Source organism: Falsibacillus albus, assembly GCF_003668575.1.
GTDB lineage: Bacteria > Bacillota > Bacilli > Bacillales > DSM-25281 > Falsibacillus > Falsibacillus albus.
In genome coordinates this window covers 1-19234 of record NZ_RCVZ01000001.1, presented here as the reverse complement: position 1 = coordinate 19234, position 19234 = coordinate 1, and the positions used below count along the sequence as shown (strand labels likewise).

Here is a 19234-nt window from a genome sequence, read left to right as displayed (position 1 = left end):
CAATCAACTAATCATATAAGAATTTTATAACAACACTCTTTGAGAAAACAGCTTTTCATTCGATCAGCAAAGGCAGTTCCCGCCTCAGCAGCTTATTAGATGCATTGCGAGGGAGTTCGCTAACAAAATGCACCTTTTTAGGGACCTTATATTTTGCCAGTCTGTCCATACAAAATCGAATGATATCCATCTCTGTTACAGCTTCTTTTATTACGACAAATGCAAATGGGACCTCTCCCCAGTCAGGGTCATGCATTCCCTTTACGCCAGCATCAGCGATGGAAGGATGTGAAAGCAGTACACTCTCGATTTCGGCTGGATAAATGTTCTCTCCTCCGGATATGATGAGATCTGAACGTCGATCAAGCACGAATAAGAAACCTTCCTCATCCAAGTAGCCAATATCTCCAGTCTTAAACCAGCCGTCTGTGAATGAAGTCCGATTGGCATCCTCCCTCTTTAAATATCCACTTGTCACATTTGGACCCTTAACGATAATTTCACCCGCTTCCATCGGGAGAGCTTGTCCGCCGTCGCTGTTCTCAATTTTTAATTGACAGGGAAATAACGGTTTACCGGCGGAGCCGACCTTTCTTAGGCTATCCTCTGGAGCAAGTGTGACAATCTGAGAAGATGTTTCTGTCATCCCATATGTCTGGAACACTGGTATATTCTGATCCATACATGCCTGAAGGATAGGAAGAGGTGCAGGACCGCCTCCAAGCAGCATACACCTGAAGGATGGATGGTACCGCTCTTCATTCAAGTCATTCAACATCCTTTGCAGCATGGCACTGACTACCGATATAATGGTCAATCTTCCTTGTTTAAGATGTGTATTCATTTCATTCGGTTCAAACTGGGGATACAGCATGACTGTCATTCCATAAATAACGCCTCTCATCAATATGGATAGGCCACTGATATGGAATAATGGAACGGCACATCCCCATACATCATTGTCTCGAATCCCAAGGTTCAATGATGATCCGATCGCACTCCACCAATGGTTTCCGTAGCTCTGAAGAACACCTTTTGGATTCCCCGTCGTTCCAGATGTATACATGATGGAACACACATCTTGAGTGGAAAACTCGTCTCTGATGGAAACTTCATCAGGATTGCTGGAACTTATCTCTTCAAGAGTTTTTACATGAAGATTCGGAAGAATTGAATGGATTTCATCTTTTTTTGACATAAATTGAGTTTCAGTGATCAGGAGATTGACACCGGCGTCCTTCAGCTGCCATGCCAATTCAGGTGGGGTAAGACGAAGATTCAGAAATACCGTCCTTACATTCAATTGCTGCAAAGCGTGGATGGTAATGAATGTATCCATGTGATTGGATAGAAGAATGGCTGCAGTATCTTCTTCCCTGATGGATAGAGAGGAGATTTTTTTAGCAGTCAATACGGCTTCATTATATAGTTCTTCAAATGTGAGGGATTTCCCTTGAAAGATAACTGCCTTTCTATTTGGCGTTAAATAAGCTCTTTGCTTGAGCCAGTTCGGTAATCTCTGTTCCATGCTTCCTGCTCCTTACTCTTGCTAGTTTGTATTTTTAGGCTGTTCGATCCCGGAATGAACATTCAATCTGATGAAAAAAGGGCTGTCGCCAAAAGCGGCAAGCACTTCTGGGACACCCCTTTCATAATAGAATGTTTTTATATATTTGTTGCTAGTCAGGTTTTACAAGGTTGATTTGCGCTCGATGATGCTCACTTTCCATGGGAGGTGAGCCCTCCGGAGTCTCGAACCTTACACGCCAATCAACTCTCTTCTTCATCGTTTCCCTTATCAAAAAAACGATTAAGAACCGGCTCCGCTTTTCTATTAAGGGAATCTTGGGAATTGGCCGAAGTCTGGTTTGCGTTTTTCTTTGAAGGAGTCGCGTCCTTCTTTTGCTTCGTCTGTTGTATAGTATAGCAATGTTGCGTCTCCTGCAAGCTGCTGGAGTCCTGCAAGTCCATCTGTATCTGCGTTGAATGCCGCTTTCAAGAAGCGTAGGGCAGTCGGGCTCTTTTCAAGCATTTCTTCAGCCCATTTGACGGTTTCTTCTTCTAATTGCTCCAATGGTACGACTGTATTGACCAAGCCCATTTCCAATGCTTCCTGAGCATTGTATTGGCGGCATAGGTACCAGATTTCTTTTGCTTTCTTATGTCCAACGATTCGGGCCAAATAACCTGCACCGTATCCAGCATCGAAGCTGCCGACTTTTGGTCCTGTCTGGCCGAAGATCGCATTGTCTGCTGCAATCGTAAGATCGCAGACAACATGAAGTACATGGCCGCCGCCGATCGCATATCCTGAAACCATCGCAATGACCGGTTTTGGAATGACGCGGATCAAACGCTGCAAGTCGAGGACATTCAAGCGAGGGATTTGATCTTCTCCTACGTATCCACCATGTCCACGGACAGATTGGTCACCGCCTGAACAGAAGGCTAAATCGCCTGCACCAGCCAAGATGATGACACCGACGTTGGAATCATCTCTCGCATATGCAAATGCATCGATCAATTCTGCTACTGTCCTTGGTGTAAATGCATTTCTCTTTTCAGGACGATTGATCGTGATTTTTGCGATCCCATTATAAGTTTCATATAGAATTTCTTCATATTTTCTTTCTGCTACCCATTCAATTGCCATGAATGAAACCTCCTCATTATGTATTATTTAAAAACTCTTCTATTATTGTACCAAACTTTTGCGGATCTTCCACATGAATTGCATGCCCGCAATGAGGAATTTCCTTATATTGAGCATTTTTCAAATGATCCTGCATATCTTTTCCGATCAAGCAAAACTTCCTATCTAATCCACCGGCTGTAATTAGAACTGGAAGCTCGATGGCATTCAGTCGTTCCCACCAGCTTGGCTGGGAACCTGTTCCCATACCAAGCAAACTATTGGACAAACCGATTGGTGAATTTCCAAGCCTTTGCATTCTTATGTTCTTCTGTACCTCTTCAGGAAGGCGTTTTTGAGATGAAAATAAGGGAATGTCCTCCCAATAATCAACAAATGCCACCATTCCTTCATCAAGGATCCTGCGAGCAAGGGCAGAGTCTTTCTGCCTGCGTTCACTGCGCTCCATTTCACTCTTTATCCCAGGTGTCGAGCTTTCGAGAATCAGCCTATTCACTCTCGTCGGAAAGAGGATGGCAAATGTCAATGCGAGCCTTCCTCCCATCGAATACCCCAAAAAGTCGGCTTTTTTGATATTAAGATTGTTTAATATTTCTGCTAGGTCCTCAGCAGCACACTGAATATCATAACGCTCAAGATTAGTGGGGGCATCGCTTTTCCCGTGTCCTATGATATCAATTAATATTACCTTATGATGATGGGAAATGTGTCGAACTGTTTCAGACCAAGTAGTTCCATCCCCTGTAAATCCGTGAAGCAATACAATGGGATCACCCGCTCCAACTACATCGACATGATATTGAACACTTTTGATATTTATCTTCATTATTCGACACTCTTTAAATAATCGCTAATTTCCCGGGAAACACAATTCCACAATTTCCGATGTGCTTGGACATTTTTTTGCCTGTCGGTAGGGACCTCAATAATGGATATACCTTTAGTATTTGCCGCCTCGGAGACAAATACTTCGAAATCATTCCAATCATTCACTTTGGCATATGATGCACCATAGAGCTCTCCAGCTGCTTTAAATTCCATGTTCAATGGAGTGCCGAATAATTTTTCAAAGTGCTTCGCGTGCTGGGCCTGCGGTAAATATGAGAATATCCCTCCGCCATTGTTGTTGATCAGGATAATCGACAAATTCAATTCATTCATCCTGGCAGCGAGAAGACCATTCATATCGTGAAAGAAAGATAAGTCTCCAATCACTAGAAACATTGGTTCATTATAGACACTCGCTCCCAATGCGCTTGATACAACTCCATCGATCCCATTGGCTCCACGATTTGCATATAAAGTGATATTTTTATTCGTTTTAAAGAAAAATGTGTCTACATCCCGAATCGGCATGCTGTTCCCGATAAAAAGTGCGCTTTCATTCGGAAGAAGCTTTGCCAATTCACAAAAAATCTTGCCTTCATCTATTTCTTCAATCGCCTTAACTTCCTGCAGATTTCTGACAGCAATCTCATTCATTGCCTGCCATTTGGATAACCAACCGCTTTTCCTCGCAATTTCATTCTTTATAGCTGAGATTGTTTTGCAAAATTCAGCTTCACCACCATATATCATGACCGTTGACATCGATGAAGGATCCCTCCAGCCTCCTCCGCTGTCGACTACGATATGGGATGCCTCTGTCAGTCCTTGCATAAACTGCATGGTTGATTTCGAAACCGGCATTGCGCCAAATCGGATAACAACTTTCGGCTGTAATTCATTCTTTGCGTCGACACTCCGCAAGATGGCATCGTACCCTTCAAGGATGATTTGCGGGCTTTCATGGCCAGATCTTAGCTGTGATAAAGGGTCTGCCAAAATAGGATACCCCAAAAATTCTGCCAGATGGATGACTTCTTTTGAAAATTCGGGGTCATCGATTGGTCCGCAGACAATCACTCCTTCTTCTTCATGGAGTAAGAGATCCAATAGTCCTTCCACCTGTTTCGGATCAATCTGTCTTCTTCCTTCCATCACACCAGGAATGGATGTCACTTCTGTTTTGACGGATTGATAAGGCAATGAATCCAAGTCTGGAATGAGCGGTTCTCGAAAAGGAAAGTTCAAATGGACAGGACCAGCCGGCTTGCATAATGAAGTCGAGACGGCTCTTCTGGCTGCGGCAGTGACATATTTCATCGCTGATTCCCCTTCTTCCGGGAGCGCCATTTCATTGAACCATTTTACATGCTGTCCATATAAATGAATTTGATCGATTGCCTGAGGAGCACCGACATTTCTAAGCTCATGCGGCCTGTCAGCGGTCAGCACCAATAAGGGGACCCGCGATATTTCCGCTTCCACAATGGCTGGAAAATAATTTGCCGCCGCTGTTCCCGACGTGCAGAGAAGTGCGACAGGTTTTTTCGAAGCTTTTGCCATGCCTAAGGCAAAAAAACCGGCCGATCTTTCATCTACATTTATATAAAGGTTGATGTTTGGATGTTCTGCCATCAACATGGCCATAGGTGTTGAACGGGAACCAGGACTTACCACGACATCCGTTATGCCGGACTTATTCATTTCATTAATGAATGAAGCAGTAAAATCCGTCAATGCTTTAATATGATTCATTCTTCGGTTCCTCCAATTGCACGATACATCGGCCTGAATTTTATTTTTGTCTCGATATATTCACTCTGTGGATCTGAATCAGCGACAACTCCGCACCCCGCGTATAATACTGCTTCATCCTGCTTGATCAGGCCTGAGCGGATGGCTACAGCAAATTCCCCATTATCACGGTAATCCATCCATCCAATCGGAGAAGCATACATCCCCCGATCCATTTGTTCCTTTTCTCGAATAATATGCATTGCTCTTTGACGTGGCACACCACCAAGGGCAGGGGTTGGATGGAGTGCCTCCACTAATTTTGTAATGGATAGGTTTCCATCAACTGTACCTGTCACAGGTGTGTATAGATGCTGGATATCCCTTAGCTTTAACAGTGCAGGATTTTCAGGGATTTGGATATCGATGCAGTGTTTTTTTAGGACCTCCACGATCATCTTCACGACGAGCTGATGTTCATGCAGGTTTTTTCGATCATTTAGAAGCTCCTTGCCCAGCAGTTCATCTTCTCGGGTTTCTTTTCCCCTCGCTATTGAACCTGCAAGACATGTTGAAAAAACAGTATTGTTTGTCTTTTGGATCAGCCTCTCTGGAGAAGCACCGATAAAACAGCTTTCCAATGCCTCCAAAGCAAAAATAAAACTATCAGGCTGCTGCTGCCAAAGATTTTGTAAAACCATCTCCGTCAGGATAGGCTCATCGAAATGAACCTTCATTTTCCTTGCTAATACTACTTTATCTACATCTCCTTGCTTCAGCTGTCTTACAACATCTGCGACAGCAGCAATCCATTCCTCTTTATTTATTTCTTCCATATCTGAAATGATAGGTGATTGTATGGACCTTTTTTGTTGGAATTGCATGTATCCCATTTGAAAGTTTTCTATTTCAGTGACGGCACCAAGATCATCATTTGGATCGCAGGCAACATTGACAGTTAAATAGGATTTACCTTGAGAAATAGTGAGCATGAATTTAGGCAAATAAAATAAACTGTCCGCAAAAGCTGCCCATTCAGTTTCCTTTTCAGACATGGGATCAAAAGAAAAACCTCCAAAAAGCAGAGGACCCGTTCCGGGAACTTCAAATGGATTTTCTATGACAGCCCGATCGATAAAGCGCTTCCACTCTGTTTCAGCTTCAAAAAATCGATTATGATCAGTTCTCTCATGTGAGAAAGATTTTTCAATACCTACTCCTACAAGAACTGCATGATTTTGTGAATCTTTCCACAGAAACCTTTCTCCATTGAATTTTTCATTACCATATTCAAAAAAAGCAAGGGGGCCATCAGCATCCTGGATTTCCATCGTTGTGCTAAATAATATTTCCATATTCTCTTGCTTTGCTTTTGATATCGTTGAAGTCAAACCTTCTATTATATTGGATTGGTGTATGACAGCCAATTTGAATCCCCCCACAATGCTTTGAAATCGTTAATAAACAAACTCATCTTAAGATACACCCGAATCAAAATAGGTGTCAATCTAACCTCTAATAACCTTATTATAATATATCCTTCTTTTTTTATCAGCTAACGGAGTTTATATGCTTTCTTAAAGGAAATATTATCCTTCTTTAGTTTGTAAAAAGTGATTGACACTAGTTAGTCCATTACCTACACTTTAATTTGTAAACAAAATGTAACAGTAGAAAGAAAAGTTTATTTTAAGGGAGAGACTTACATGAGCGTTCAATCACCTCAGGCGCTTGAACGAGACAAGGGCTGGAGGATATGGTGGCAGCTGACCCGCCCCCATACCTTAACGGCTGCATTTGTGCCCGTTCTTCTCGGTTCTGTAATTGCGTTAAAATATACAAACATAGACTTGGGGCTCTTTTTTGCCATGTTATTGGCAAGCTTGCTGATCCAAGCAGCCACGAACATGTTTAATGAATACTATGACTTTAAAAGAGGCTTGGATAACGAGAATTCCGTCGGGATTGGCGGAGCGATCGTCAGGAATGGGGTAAAAGCAGGAACTGTCTTGAATCTTGCCTTATCCTTTTACGGCATATCGGTTTTACTCGGGATCTATATTTGTATGAAGAGTTCATGGTGGATCGCCATCATAGGACTTATTTGTATGATCGTCGGCTATTTTTATACCGGCGGGCCCGTCCCGATTGCTTATACACCATTTGGGGAAATCACTGCCGGTTTATTCATGGGAGTTGCCATCATCCTCATTTCTTTTTATATTCAAACTGGGGTCATTACGGGCTCCAGCATCCTTTTTTCCGTGCCCATCTTTATACTCGTGGGAGCCATCCTTCTGGCCAATAATATCCGTGACTTAGATGGAGATGAACAAAATGGGCGCAAGACCTTGGCCATTTTGTTAGGAAGAAAAGGGGCCATTTATTTATTGGCGTCCATGTTCATCGTATCCTACCTATGGGTTGCTGCATTGGTATTGTTTGCACATGTGACACCTTGGATGCTCTTATCATTCTTGAGCATACCAAAGTCTGTTCAGGCGACGCGCGGTTTCATCGGTAAATCGATGCCGATTCAAATGATGCCCGCCATGAAAGCAACCGCTCAAACCAATACTTTTTTTGGGTTTCTACTATCAATCGGTTTATTTATTGCTTACTTCATTTAATTAATTGCGATTTAAAAATATTTGGAGAGACTGACGATGATCGTCGGTCTCTTTTTTTGATTATGAGGAAATCAACTAACACTGATTAATTCCATAGCTGCAATCACAAAATGTTTGAAATAAATAATATCGGATAAACAAATATACAAATGAGCATCATGAATTCAAGTCCAACAGTTCATACTAAGGGCAGATGACAATCTGTTAAAGGATGTGTAAAAATGCTTACGGAAGAACAAAAACAACAACTGAAAAAGGAACTCGAAAACGAAAAAACACAATTGATGCAACATTTAAAAAATGATAAGGACAGTCTGCATGAAAGGAACGAAGGAGATAACGTCGGGGAGCTGTCACTGTATGATAACCATCCTGCTGACATGGGGACTGAATTGTACGAACGGGAAAAGGATTTTGCAATCGATGAACATGCTGAATCCGAGCTCAACAAAATAAACCAGGCATTAATGGCAATGAATGATGGCACGTATGGTAAATGTAAAACCTGTGGACAAGAAATCCCTTTTGAACGGCTGGAAGTGATACCAGACACCTTATATTGTAAAGAGCACTCGAAAGGACAAAGGGTGGCTCAGGACCGTCCTGTGGAGGAAGAAGTGCTTGAACCTGCTCATGGAGATACTTTTCAACATAAGCAGCAAGGTGAAATTAGAGATTTTGAAGACAGCTTTCAGGAAGTGGCAAGATACGGAACGTCAGAGACGCCATCCGACTTCAGGGAAAGTGTGGAGGATTACGAAAGCTTATACAATGAAGATGATTACGATACCGAAGGATTTACGGAAGATTATGAATCGTTCGTAGGAAGCGATATGGAAGGCAATCAAAGAAAGGTGTATCCTTCTAAGAAGCATGAAGAGTACGAGGAGATGCTGGAAGCCGCGGATATGGAATCCCCGATCGGGAACATTCCTTACAAAAGAGGCGACAGTTATATAGACGATGAAAAGAAAGAAAATGAATGATAAGATAAAACAGGGTGCTGTCCAAATGGCAGCATCCTTGTTTTTAATTGGCTCTTTTCTCAAGCTTTGTTGCTTTAGCTAATAAAGCTTGAGAAAAGAGCGGAAAAACTTTATTCAACGAACTTAATAGCTTTTTTCACTTTCTTTACGAAAAATGCCTTTTAATTTATCGATGTTTCTAAGCTGGTGTTCGAAATCCCCCAAATCTGGGAGGCATATTCCTCAATCGTCCTGTCACTTGAGAAATACCCTGACATAGCTATGTTTCTCAGACTCATCCTCAGCCATTTTTGTCGATTTTCAAATGCACTTCCCGCTTGCTGCTGAATATTTACATAAGAATCAAAATCCCTCATCACAAAATATTGATCATTCTCAGTCAATAATGAATCGACGATGGGCTCGAATTCATCTGCAACATCCGGAAGGAAACCATTCCTCATTTGATTGATGATTTCCTGAAGACGTTTGTCATGATAATAATATTCCATCGAGTTATAACCGCCTTCTTGTTCAAATTTCATGACTTCCTTTGCGGATAGGCCAAAAATGAAAATATCATCTGCCCCTACTTTCTCCCTGATTTCGATATTAGCCCCATCCAATGTACCGACAGTGACAGCACCATTCATCATCAGTTTCATATTTCCAGTCCCGGAAGCTTCCTTGCTCGCCGTTGAAATTTGTTCACTTATATCAGAAGCCGGAATGATCTCTTCGGCAAGTGATACGCGATAATTCTCCATGAAAACCACCTTGATCCTCTCCTTGACAGCAGGGTCATGGTTAATTTTTTCAGCCACAGAATGAATAAGCTTGATGATTTTTTTTGCGTAATAATACCCAGGCGATGCTTTTGCTCCGAAAATAAACGTCCTTGGGTAAAAATCACATGAAGCATCCTCTTTTAAACGATTATATAGGTGCATGATGTGTATGATATTCAATAACTGCCGCTTATAGGCATGAAGCCTTTTTACTTGTACATCAAATATAGAAGTGGGATCGATCAACAGCCCATTTTGATCCAAAATTCTTTTTGCGAGCTGTTCTTTCTTTTTTTGTTTGACAACTGCCAACTGATCAAGAAATGCGCTGTCATTCATATATGGGAGCAGATTTTTCATTTGCTCTGGCTGGTAAACCCAGTCATTTCCGATTGTGTCTGTGATCAAGGATGACAATTCCGGGTTCGCCTTCAAAAGCCAACGCCTATGGGTAATACCGTTTGTTTTGTTATTGAACTTTTCGGGGGAATGCTGGTAAAACAATTTCATTTCGCGATCCTTTAATATTTCAGTATGAATCCTTGCTACCCCATTCACACTGAAACTTCCGACCACTGCCAGATGAGCCATTTTCACAACACCATCAGCAATGATCGCCATCTCTTGAATGTGATCCCATTCGCCGGGAAACTTCTCCCATAGCTCATGGCAATACCTCTCATTCATTTCTTCGATGATCATATATATTCTTGGCAGCAACGGCTTAAAAATATGAATCGGCCATTTCTCCAATGCCTCTGAAAGGGTCGTATGATTCGTATAGCAAAAAGTGCCCCTTGTAATTTCCCATGATTCTTCCCATCCCAATCGGTATTCATCCAATAATATACGCATCAGCTCGGGAATGGCCAAAGCAGGATGCGTATCATTGATATGAATGCAAATGTCCTTGGAAAGCTGTTTGATGTCTCCTTTTCGATTTAAATAGGATCGAATGATCGATCTAAGACTTGCCGCAACAAGAAAATATTGCTGTTTCAACCGCAGGATCTTTCCTTCATCATGGGTATCATCAGGATATAGAAACTCGGATATCATTTCGGTTTCCCGTTTGTAATGCATGATATCTTTGTTTACTGGATAGGGAGAGACCTCTGCACTCCATAGCCTCAGAGTATTGACTGTTGAATTGTTATACCCGACTACGGGAAGATCATAGGGGACCGCAGTCACATATTCAGCATCTAAATGCTTAAACTCCAAGTTCTCGCCTGTTTTTGTACATTCAACCCTCCCCCAAAATGGAACTTCAACCGATAAGTCTTCCTTCCTTACTTCCCAAACATGACCATGCCTCAGCCAGTGGTCGGGCAGCTCCAGTTGGTAGCCATTCATGATCTTTTGTTCAAACAATCCATGCCGATATCGAATGCCGCATCCATGGCCAGGCAGGCCGAGGGAAGAGAGGGAATCCAGAAAGCAAGCTGCCAGACGCCCAAGTCCACCATTTCCCAGACCGGCATCCGGCTCAATTTCTTCAAGCTGTTCCAATCCAATTCCTAAATCGGAAAGGCCTTCTTGAACGATTGTATAGATCCCTAAATTCATCAAGTTTTGGCTTAAAACCTTTCCAAGCAAAAATTCTATCGACAAATAATAAACCTGTTTTTGTTTGGTCAGCCGGTAATGTTCATTCGTGTTGATCCAGTCGGTACTGATAAATTCCCTGATCATGTTACCCAATGTATGATATTGGTCCCGGACGGTCGATTCAGGAAACGTTTTTCCGAAACCCATCTCAAGTTTTTTTAAAAACGCTAGCTTGAATTCATCTTTATTAGAAAACATGGCTTTCACTCCTGATGACCAAATCTGCATAAAGATCATTGTATTTAAACGCGGATTGAGCCCAGCTGTAATCCTGTTTCATGGCATTTTGGACAATTTTCTCCCAAGTCTCTTTTTCATGATAAAAATAAATCGCCCTCCGATACGTATACAGCATGTCATGCGCATTGAAATTTGCAAAGCTGAACCCATTTCCTTCCCCTGTATATTCATTGAAGGCTTGCACAGTGTCATTCAATCCTCCCGTTTCACGGACAATGGGAATTGCACCATACTTCATGGCAATAAGCTGCCCCAAACCACAAGGCTCGAATTGTGAAGGCATCAAAAATAGATCCGCAGCGGCATAAAGGCGATGAGCCAATCCTTCATCAAAACCGATGATCGTTCGGACCTTTTGCGGGTAGGATTGAGCCATTTCACCAAAGAAATGCTCGTATTCAGCATCTCCGGTACCTAAAATGATCAATTGAATATCCGATTCCATCATTTCATGAAAGACACCTTTAATTAAGTCAATCCCTTTTTGTTTTGTCAGCCTGGATATCATGATCATAAGAGGGACATCCGGCCGAGTTTCAAACCCCAACTGCTGCTGGATATCCGTTTTGTTTATTATTTTTTTTCCGATGGAGCGAAAATCATATTGCTGATCAATGGTTGGATCATGTCTTGGATTATAAATATGTTCATCGATGCCGTTAAGGATACCTCTAAAGGACTCTATACGTTTTGTCAACACTCCATCAAGTTTTTCTCCGTAATAAGGGGTTAAAATCTCGCTGCAATATGTGGGGCTGACGGTCGTAAGAAAATCGGAGGCGACCAATCCAGCTTTCATAAAATTTATGTTTCCATAAAACTCTGCTAAATGCGGTTGGAAACAACGGTCATCAAGGTTTAATAAATCCGATAAGACCTGCTTTGGAAAGATGCCTTGAAACTGTAGATTATGAATGGTGAAAACTGTTTTAATAAATTCATATCCCCTTCTTTTTTGGTGCTCGAAACGAAGCATGAGAGGGACCATACCGGTATGCCAATCATGGCAGTGAATGACGTCCGGATAAAATGAAAGGTGGGCTATGGCATCAAGGACCGCTCTGGTGAAATAAGAGAAACGTTCACCATCATCATAGAACCCGTACATTCCATCCCGATAAAAATAATATTCATTATCCACGAAATAATAAGTGACTCCATCTAATTTCAACATTTCGATTCCACAATATTGCTGCCTCCAGCCGACGGGAACAATGAATTCTGCCACCTTGGCCATTTCCTGTTTATAATGTTCAGAGATTGTTCCATACTTTGGCAATATGACCCTTACATCTGTCCCCAGTCTCTTTAGTTCTTTAGGCAGGGCACCTGCAACATCTGCCAATCCGCCTGATTTGGCAAAGGGGACACATTCAGAAACGACAAATAATATTTTCACGAACTCATCAACGCTCCTTGTGTAGAACCCTTCTGAAGGACTAACGGATGATCATGCTTTCCTATCAGAGAAACTCCACTTTCTACTTTTACATCCTTATCCAAAATCACTGCGTCCAATGAACAATTGGAACCGATCGTGCTTTTCTGCATAATGATGCTATTTTTGATAACAGCCCCTTTCCCGATTTTGACCCCTCTGAAAATGATGCTGTTCTCCACGTGCCCCTCGATCACACACCCGTTTGCCACCATTGAATTCTTCACCACTGCCCCATTTGAATAACGGGTAGGCGGTTCATCTTTCACTTTTGTATAAATAGGATAATCTTTCATAAATAGTTCTTTCCATGTGGATGGATCTAGGAGTGAAAGACTCATATCGTAATAGCATTCTATCGAATCAATCATTTTGGCAAATCCGGGAACTTCATAGCGTGAAATTTTATAATTATGAGTGGAGCTTTCAACCACATCTCTCATACATGTAAAATCAGTTCGCTTCCTAGTTTTGATCAAGTCGATGAGCAGGGAAGTTTTCAAAATATACATCTGCAAGGATTTGGCATGATGGCGGAGTTCGGTAATATCGCTGCCAAGTTGAATGTGCTTCTCTAGTGCAGGCTGGAAATTCATTGTATTCACCGTAAAGCAATTGCTGATCACTGCATACTCCTGCTTGCTTCTTTCAAAATAGTCAATGTGATGCGAAAAATGATTGAATGCCCCAATCCCGCTGAGTTCGGCTTCAAAGCTGGGAGAAGGGAAAAAGAAGAGGCCATCTCGCTTGCGATTCAAATCCCAATTCTTTCCTGAACCAAGATGGTCCATCAATGAACGATATTGATATTTAGGAAAAATCGCTACACTGTGAATACCAGAATTCACCATATTCGATAATATGAAATCGATCAAACGGTACCTTCCGCCAAATGGAACGGCAGCCAATGAACGATGAGTGAGAAGAGGTTCCAGTGATACATTGCTCGTTGTCGCGTCGATCACACCTAAAATAGATTTATTCACTATAATCCCTCCTGTTTTATTTATGATTATTGGGCTTTTTTCCATTGCAGATAGTCTTCCGTCACAAGGATGACCTCATTAGAATCATCATCCGGATAAATGTGGGTACCATCAGGAATCCTGACTGAAGGTGATACGATGGCACGTTCAATATAAACATCTTTACCGATGACAGCATCCGGCATGATCACCGATTTTACAATTTTCGAATCAGCTCCGATATGTGCTCCCTGGAACAAAACGGATTCCCTTACCTCGCCTTCAATAACACAGCCCTCATTAATGAGCGATTCTGCCACGACTGCAGTTTCACTGATGAACTGCGGCGGCTGGTTCGGATTGACAGAATAAATTCTCCAATCGTAATCAAATAAATTTAATTCACAATCTTCTTTGAGCAGATCCATATTGGCTTCCCATAAACTGCTTACTGTCCCAACATCCTTCCAATAGCCTGAGAATGGATATGCAATGAGTTTTTTCTTTTCCTGCAGCAGCAATGGGATTATATCCTTCCCAAAATCATGGGAAGAATCAGGATTCTCATTATCCCTTTCAAGATAATCTTTTAAAACAGACCATTTGAAAATGTATATCCCCATTGACGCCAAGTTATTTTTAGGGAATTCCGGCTTTTCCTGAAATTCGATGATCTCCATATTTTCATTCGTATTCATGATCCCGAAGCGATTAGCTTCATCCCAAGGAACTTCTATGACCGAAATGGTCGTATCTGCATTGCGGCTTATATGGTAATCCAACATCTCGGAATAATCCATTTTATAAATATGGTCACCAGATAAAATTAAGACGTACTCCGGATCGAATTGTTCCAAGTAATTGAAATTTTGATAAATGGCACTAGCCGTACCAGAATACCAACGGACCTGTGAGGACTCCGTATAAGGGGGCAGTACTGTCACTCCCCCGCTTTTTCGATCAAGATCCCATGCACTTCCTATTCCAATATAGGAATGCAGGAGAAGAGGCTGATATTGTGTCAGGACCCCGACGTTTTCAATGCCTGAATTTGTACAGTTGCTCAAGGTGAAATCGATGATTCGATATTTCCCTCCAAAAGGGACTGCTGGTTTAGCGAGGTTTTGTGTTAGTGAGTTTAACCGACTTCCTTTCCCTCCCGCTAGCAGCATTGCTACGCAATTGACTTTGACCATTACTAATACGCTCCTTTCGTTGTTTTACTGGTTGAAGATAGAGTACAGAAAATGGTGGGACAGTTATTTCTACATAGCATGGTTTGCCATGATAAACACCTTCGTTAACGTCAAGCTTTCCTTTATTGATCCTGCCCAATCCCCCATATTGCTCATCATCACTATTCAGGATTTCCTTATAGGCATCTCCAGGAAGAACGCCGACCTTATATGTGTAGTAGGCATTCGGGCTAAAATTACATAAAATAATGACAAAATCATGAGGATTCTTGCCTTTTCGAATAAATGAAAAAATTCGCTGCCCATGATTATGGACATCTATCCAATCAAAACTCTCATTGTGATAATCCTGGATATAGAATGGTTTGGTTTTCTTATATAAATGCAGGAGTTTTTTGAGGTATGCATGAAGCTTCAGATGCTTCTCAAAATCCAATAGGTTCCAATCAAGTTCTCTTGCCTCGCTCCATTCAGTGAATGATGCCAGTTCCCCGCCCATGAATAATAGTTTCTTGCCAGGGTGCGCCATCATATAGCCATATAACAATCGAAGCTGGGAAAATTTATCATCGTAGTGACCCGGCATTTTATCCAGGAGCGACTTCTTTCCATGCACCACTTCGTCATGTGAGAATGGCAGGATAAACCTTTCTGTGAAAGCATATACCAATGAAAAAGTCACAAGTGAATGGAAATCAGAGCGTTGCTCAGGATGCGTTTCCATATATTTTAAAATGTCATTCATCCATCCCATGTTCCACTTATAGCTAAAGCCAAGCCCCCCATTCTTGACGGGTGTGGTCACTTGTGGGTAGTCAGTGGAATCTTCGGCAACCATCAGGACACTGCTGTCATAATCATGGACAAATTCATTCATTTTTTTAAGGAAACCAATGCCAAATTCATTTAATTGCCCCTTATCCGAATTTGGCCAATAGATGATATTCGCTACGGCATCCACCCTGAATCCGTCAATATGGTAATATTCAAGCCAATAATGGAGATTGGAAATGAGGAAACTATGAACTTCTTTTTTGCCAAGGTCAAAATTTGCCGTTCCCCAAACATCATTTTCTCGTTCCGGCAAATGGGCATATTCAAAAAGATATGAACCATCAAACCGAAATAGACCATGTTCATCTTTGCAAAAATGACCTGGCACCCAGTCAAGGATGACCCCTATGCCATGCTCATGACAGCGATCGACAAAACTCATGAAGTCGTATGGGGTTCCGTATCTGCTAGTCGGTGCATAGTAGCCAGTACCCTGATATCCCCAAGACCCATCAAATGGATGTTCAACGACTGGAAGAAGTTCAATGTGCGTAAATCCCTGTTCTTTTACATATGGGATCAATTCATCAGCCAGTTCGACGTAATTTAGGAATCGATCGTTTTTGGTCCTTTTCCAGGAACCAAGATGCACCTCGTAAATGGAAATCGGAGAATGAATATGTTCCTTTCTTTTTCTATTCTTCATCCACTGCTGATCATTCCATTGATAGTCATTAATGTTATAGATGATGCCCGCACTATTGGGCCTTACTTCTGAATAGAAAGAAAAAGGATCTGTTTTAAAGATTGTAGGACCATGTTCAGTGTAGATCTTATACTTGTACAAATGCCCGGCTAGATTTCTCGGCACGACTATGCACCAAATTTCTGAATTCACACGTTCCATCTGATGCTGTTGCCCATCCCAATCATTGAAACTCCCTACCAATTCGACATTTAACGCATTTGGTGCCCATACACAAAAACGTGTATATGCCGAGTGGCCAACTTGATAAAGATGTGCACCAAATAATTGATAAGCCTGAAATAGCCTTCCCTCGTGAAAGAGGTGAAACTCAAATTCTGTTGGTTGTAATACTTGCATGTCATCTCACCTTCATTAATATATTGTCTCTTTATACTTTTTTCGGCTATAGAAGAGAAAATCCTGTAAATAATAATCTAAATATTACGACATTTTAATACAAATAGATACAATTTTTTTCAATTTTTAGTCGAATTTCTAAGGTAAACGTTTTCAAAATATTGATGAAAAGTAAGTAATTGTCGAAACTTTTTTTATAATCTGTTTTGGGAAAGATTGTTGATTTTAAAAGGATATCTTGTAAATCATTCATCCTTGTTGATTGAAGGGAAAGGTGCGAGACTCCGGAGCTTTGCAATGGTGAGCTATCAGAAAAGTGATGCTGCAAAATAAAAAAAGACTATCAATTGATAGTCTTTTCGATGACCCGTACGGGATTCGAACCCGTGTTACCGCCGTGAAAGGGCGGTGTCTTAACCGCTTGACCAACGGGCCGTTATGTATGGCGGAGAAGGAGGGATTTGAACCCTCGCGCCGCTTACGCGACCTACACCCTTAGCAGGGGCGCCTCTTCAGCCACTTGAGTACTTCCCCATATCATAAAAATGGCTCCGCAGGCAGGATTCGAACCTGCGACCGATCGGTTAACAGCCGATAGCTCTACCACTGAGCTACTGCGGAATGGTGGGCCTAAGTGGACTCGAACCACCGACCTCACGCTTATCAGGCGTGCGCTCTAACCAGCTGAGCTATAGGCCCCAAAAAAAACAGTAATATGGTTTACGATGACTGTCTTACAGCAACCTTAAACCTATTTTTAAATATATTGGAGCGGGTGAAGGGAATCGAACCCTCATCATCAGCTTGGAAGGCTGAGGTTTTACCACTAAACTACACCCGCATCTATGGGGCGACTGATGGGAATCGAACCCACGAGTGTCGGAGCCACAATCCGATGCGTTAACCACTTCGCCACAGCCGCCATAGTTGAAAGAAAATAGAATGTTGCGGCTTTATAATGGTGGCTCGGGACGGAATCGAACCGCCGACACATGGATTTTCAGTCCATTGCTCTACCGACTGAGCTACCGAGCCATAATAGTTTACGGTTTACGCTAGGCGGCGAATTTCTTTGTCAGCTTCACTCACTCAAGTCCTCACGTGCGTTTAGCACGTTCCGGCTTTCGTTCGTTCGCTTCCTCGAACTTCTTGCCTATCCTAAACCTTTCATTCTGTATAAATGTATCATTTAAAAGTGGCGGTCTGGACGGGACTCGAACCCGCGACCTCCTGCGTGACAGGCAGGCATTCTAACCAACTGAACTACCAGACCATTATTTTTTGCTTTAGCAAAATAACATTTCTTAACTGCTTTAGCAAAGAAGTTTCAATATTCTGCGATAGCATATTAGCAATCATTGAAATTGATTGCGGGGACAGGATTTGAACCTGCGACCTTCGGGTTATGAGCCCGACGAGCTACCAGACTGCTCCACCCCGCGACGATGAGAAAGATAATACATCTTTGTTATGCACCATGCATAGTTGACCATCCCGACTTCAGGAAGCTTATTCAAGCTGCGGTTCAGTCGGTATGCTGATGTGAATTCGATGAAGTTAATTCGATCGTGCTCCACCCCGCGACGATGAGATGAAATATTTATGGCGGAGGAAGAGGGATTCGAACCCCCGCGCGGTTTAACCCGCCTGTCGGTTTTCAAGACCGATCCCTTCAGCCAGACTTGGGTATTCCTCCACAAATATTGAGAATGGTGGACCTTGTAGGACTCGAACCTACGACCGGACGGTTATGAGCCGTCTGCTCTAACCAACTGAGCTAAAGGTCCTTATTGGTGGCGGCAGAGGGGATCGAACCCCCGACCTCACGGGTATGAACCGTACGCTCTAGCCAGCTGAGCTACGCCGCCGATATAAATTTAATGGTGGAGCCTAGCGGGATCGAACCGCTGACCTCCTGCGTGCAAAGCAGGCGCTCTCCCAGCTGAGCTAAGGCCCCATTTAGGTTTAAAGTGGTCGGGAAGACAGGATTCGAACCTGCGACCCCTTGGTCCCAAACCAAGTGCTCTACCAAGCTGAGCTACTTCCCGTTATATGTATGGCGCGCCCGACAGGAGTCGAACCCATAACCTTCTGATCCGTAGTCAGACGCTCTATCCAATTGAGCTACGGGCGCAAGATATAAAGCACACATGGTGCCGAGGACCGGAATCGAACCGGTACGGTAGTCACCTACCGCAGGATTTTAAGTCCTGTGCGTCTGCCAGTTCCGCCACCCCGGCAATAGGCTTGGAGCGGAAGACGGGATTCGAACCCGCGACCCCCACCTTGGCAAGGTGGTGTTCTACCACT

Annotated in this window: 12 protein-coding genes and 16 tRNA genes; 2 read left to right on the top strand and 26 right to left on the bottom strand. The window is 42.5% G+C overall.

The features are described 5' to 3' along the window. Window positions 1-55: 55 nt before the first annotated feature. The 5 genes from D9X91_RS00140 to D9X91_RS00120 form a co-directional block, all read right to left on the bottom strand. Window positions 56-1528, bottom strand: coding sequence for an o-succinylbenzoate--CoA ligase (locus D9X91_RS00140; protein WP_121678534.1), 1473 nt, complete (start codon window positions 1526-1528; stop codon window positions 56-58). Window positions 1529-1834: 306 nt separating this feature from the next. Next, complete coding sequence (gene menB, locus D9X91_RS00135; protein WP_121678533.1) at window positions 1835-2653, bottom strand: 1,4-dihydroxy-2-naphthoyl-CoA synthase; 819 nt, start codon at window positions 2651-2653, stop codon at window positions 1835-1837. Window positions 2654-2669: 16 nt separating this feature from the next. Further along, window positions 2670-3479: a 2-succinyl-6-hydroxy-2,4-cyclohexadiene-1-carboxylate synthase gene (menH, locus tag D9X91_RS00130; protein WP_199738055.1), complete on the bottom strand. Its 810-nt coding sequence runs from the start codon at window positions 3477-3479 to the stop codon at window positions 2670-2672. Further along, window positions 3479-5233, bottom strand: a complete 1755-nt coding sequence (gene menD / locus D9X91_RS00125) for a 2-succinyl-5-enolpyruvyl-6-hydroxy-3-cyclohexene-1-carboxylic-acid synthase (protein WP_121678532.1) — start codon at window positions 5231-5233, stop codon at window positions 3479-3481. Before menD ends, menH begins: the two co-directional genes overlap by 1 nt. Then, the gene (locus D9X91_RS00120; protein WP_233569472.1) at window positions 5230-6639 is read right to left on the bottom strand and encodes an isochorismate synthase; all 1410 of its coding nucleotides are present in this window, start codon (window positions 6637-6639) and stop codon (window positions 5230-5232) included. The genes menD and D9X91_RS00120 overlap by 4 nt, the downstream gene beginning before the upstream one ends. A gap of 279 nt (window positions 6640-6918) precedes the next feature. Here D9X91_RS00120 and D9X91_RS00115 point away from each other — a divergent pair, with 279 nt between their 5' ends. Both D9X91_RS00115 and D9X91_RS00110 read left to right on the top strand, forming a co-directional pair. Continuing rightward, window positions 6919-7842 (top strand): 1,4-dihydroxy-2-naphthoate polyprenyltransferase, encoded by a 924-nt coding sequence (locus D9X91_RS00115; RefSeq protein ID WP_121678531.1) that lies wholly within the window; start codon window positions 6919-6921, stop codon window positions 7840-7842. 221 nt (window positions 7843-8063) lie between these two features. Continuing rightward, complete coding sequence (locus D9X91_RS00110) at window positions 8064-8828, top strand: TraR/DksA C4-type zinc finger protein (RefSeq protein WP_121678530.1); 765 nt, start codon at window positions 8064-8066, stop codon at window positions 8826-8828. A 161-nt stretch (window positions 8829-8989) separates the two neighbouring features. On the opposite strand, the gene D9X91_RS00105 is transcribed toward D9X91_RS00110, so the two are convergent. The 21 genes from D9X91_RS00105 to D9X91_RS00005 all read right to left on the bottom strand — a co-directional run bounded on the left by D9X91_RS00105 (window position 8990) and on the right by D9X91_RS00005 (window position 19164). Next, complete coding sequence (locus D9X91_RS00105; protein ID WP_121678529.1) at window positions 8990-11404, bottom strand: glycogen/starch/alpha-glucan phosphorylase; 2415 nt, start codon at window positions 11402-11404, stop codon at window positions 8990-8992. Next, complete coding sequence (gene glgA / locus D9X91_RS00100) at window positions 11394-12845, bottom strand: glycogen synthase GlgA (protein WP_121678528.1); 1452 nt, start codon at window positions 12843-12845, stop codon at window positions 11394-11396. The genes D9X91_RS00105 and glgA overlap by 11 nt, the downstream gene beginning before the upstream one ends. Then, a complete protein-coding gene (locus tag D9X91_RS00095) occupies window positions 12842-13870 on the bottom strand; it encodes a GlgC family sugar phosphate nucleotidyltransferase (protein WP_121678527.1) in 1029 nt (342 codons plus the stop codon). Before D9X91_RS00095 ends, glgA begins: the two co-directional genes overlap by 4 nt. 26 nt (window positions 13871-13896) lie before the next feature. Then, complete coding sequence (locus D9X91_RS00090) at window positions 13897-15045, bottom strand: glucose-1-phosphate adenylyltransferase (protein WP_121678526.1); 1149 nt, start codon at window positions 15043-15045, stop codon at window positions 13897-13899. Next, a complete protein-coding gene (gene glgB / locus D9X91_RS00085) occupies window positions 14963-16924 on the bottom strand; it encodes a 1,4-alpha-glucan branching protein GlgB (RefSeq protein ID WP_121678525.1) in 1962 nt (653 codons plus the stop codon). The genes D9X91_RS00090 and glgB overlap by 83 nt, the downstream gene beginning before the upstream one ends. 363 nt (window positions 16925-17287) lie before the next feature. After that, window positions 17288-17359: transfer RNA gene (locus D9X91_RS00080), tRNA-Glu, on the bottom strand. A gap of 8 nt (window positions 17360-17367) precedes the next feature. Then, window positions 17368-17458 (bottom strand) — tRNA-Ser (locus D9X91_RS00075). A 12-nt stretch (window positions 17459-17470) separates the two neighbouring features. After that, window positions 17471-17545 (bottom strand) — tRNA-Asn (locus D9X91_RS00070). A 1-nt stretch (window position 17546) separates the two neighbouring features. Then, window positions 17547-17623, bottom strand: a tRNA-Ile gene (locus D9X91_RS00065). A gap of 68 nt (window positions 17624-17691) precedes the next feature. Beyond that, window positions 17692-17765: transfer RNA gene (locus D9X91_RS00060), tRNA-Gly, on the bottom strand. A gap of 5 nt (window positions 17766-17770) precedes the next feature. Next, window positions 17771-17846 (bottom strand) — tRNA-His (locus D9X91_RS00055). A 37-nt stretch (window positions 17847-17883) separates the two neighbouring features. After that, window positions 17884-17959, bottom strand: a tRNA-Phe gene (locus D9X91_RS00050). Window positions 17960-18120: 161 nt separating this feature from the next. Next, window positions 18121-18197, bottom strand: a tRNA-Asp gene (locus D9X91_RS00045). 95 nt (window positions 18198-18292) lie between these two features. Continuing rightward, a tRNA-Met gene (locus tag D9X91_RS00040) sits at window positions 18293-18366 on the bottom strand. Between the two features lie 161 nt (window positions 18367-18527). Continuing rightward, window positions 18528-18620 (bottom strand) — tRNA-Ser (locus D9X91_RS00035). 14 nt (window positions 18621-18634) lie between these two features. Then, window positions 18635-18711: transfer RNA gene (locus tag D9X91_RS00030), tRNA-Ile, on the bottom strand. 4 nt (window positions 18712-18715) lie between these two features. Next, window positions 18716-18792, bottom strand: a tRNA-Met gene (locus D9X91_RS00025). Between the two features lie 13 nt (window positions 18793-18805). Then, window positions 18806-18881: transfer RNA gene (locus D9X91_RS00020), tRNA-Ala, on the bottom strand. A 14-nt stretch (window positions 18882-18895) separates the two neighbouring features. After that, window positions 18896-18972: transfer RNA gene (locus D9X91_RS00015), tRNA-Pro, on the bottom strand. 9 nt (window positions 18973-18981) lie between these two features. After that, window positions 18982-19058: transfer RNA gene (locus D9X91_RS00010), tRNA-Arg, on the bottom strand. A gap of 17 nt (window positions 19059-19075) precedes the next feature. Further along, window positions 19076-19164: transfer RNA gene (locus D9X91_RS00005), tRNA-Leu, on the bottom strand. Window positions 19165-19234 lie beyond the last annotated feature (70 nt).

Coding starts and splice junctions, on each gene's coding strand:
- menD (WP_121678532.1), bottom strand. CDS start 5,233: ATGAATCATATTAAAGCATTGACGGATTTTACTGCTTCATTCATTAAT.
- glgB (WP_121678525.1), bottom strand. CDS start 16,924: ATGCAAGTATTACAACCAACAGAATTTGAGTTTCACCTCTTTCACGAG.
- D9X91_RS00115 (WP_121678531.1), top strand. CDS start 6,919: ATGAGCGTTCAATCACCTCAGGCGCTTGAACGAGACAAGGGCTGGAGG.
- menB (WP_121678533.1), bottom strand. CDS start 2,653: ATGGCAATTGAATGGGTAGCAGAAAGAAAATATGAAGAAATTCTATAT.
- menH (WP_199738055.1), bottom strand. CDS start 3,479: ATGAAGATAAATATCAAAAGTGTTCAATATCATGTCGATGTAGTTGGA.
- D9X91_RS00090 (WP_121678526.1), bottom strand. CDS start 15,045: ATGGTCAAAGTCAATTGCGTAGCAATGCTGCTAGCGGGAGGGAAAGGA.
- D9X91_RS00105 (WP_121678529.1), bottom strand. CDS start 11,404: ATGTTTTCTAATAAAGATGAATTCAAGCTAGCGTTTTTAAAAAAACTT.
- D9X91_RS00110 (WP_121678530.1), top strand. CDS start 8,064: ATGCTTACGGAAGAACAAAAACAACAACTGAAAAAGGAACTCGAAAAC.
- D9X91_RS00140 (WP_121678534.1), bottom strand. CDS start 1,528: ATGGAACAGAGATTACCGAACTGGCTCAAGCAAAGAGCTTATTTAACG.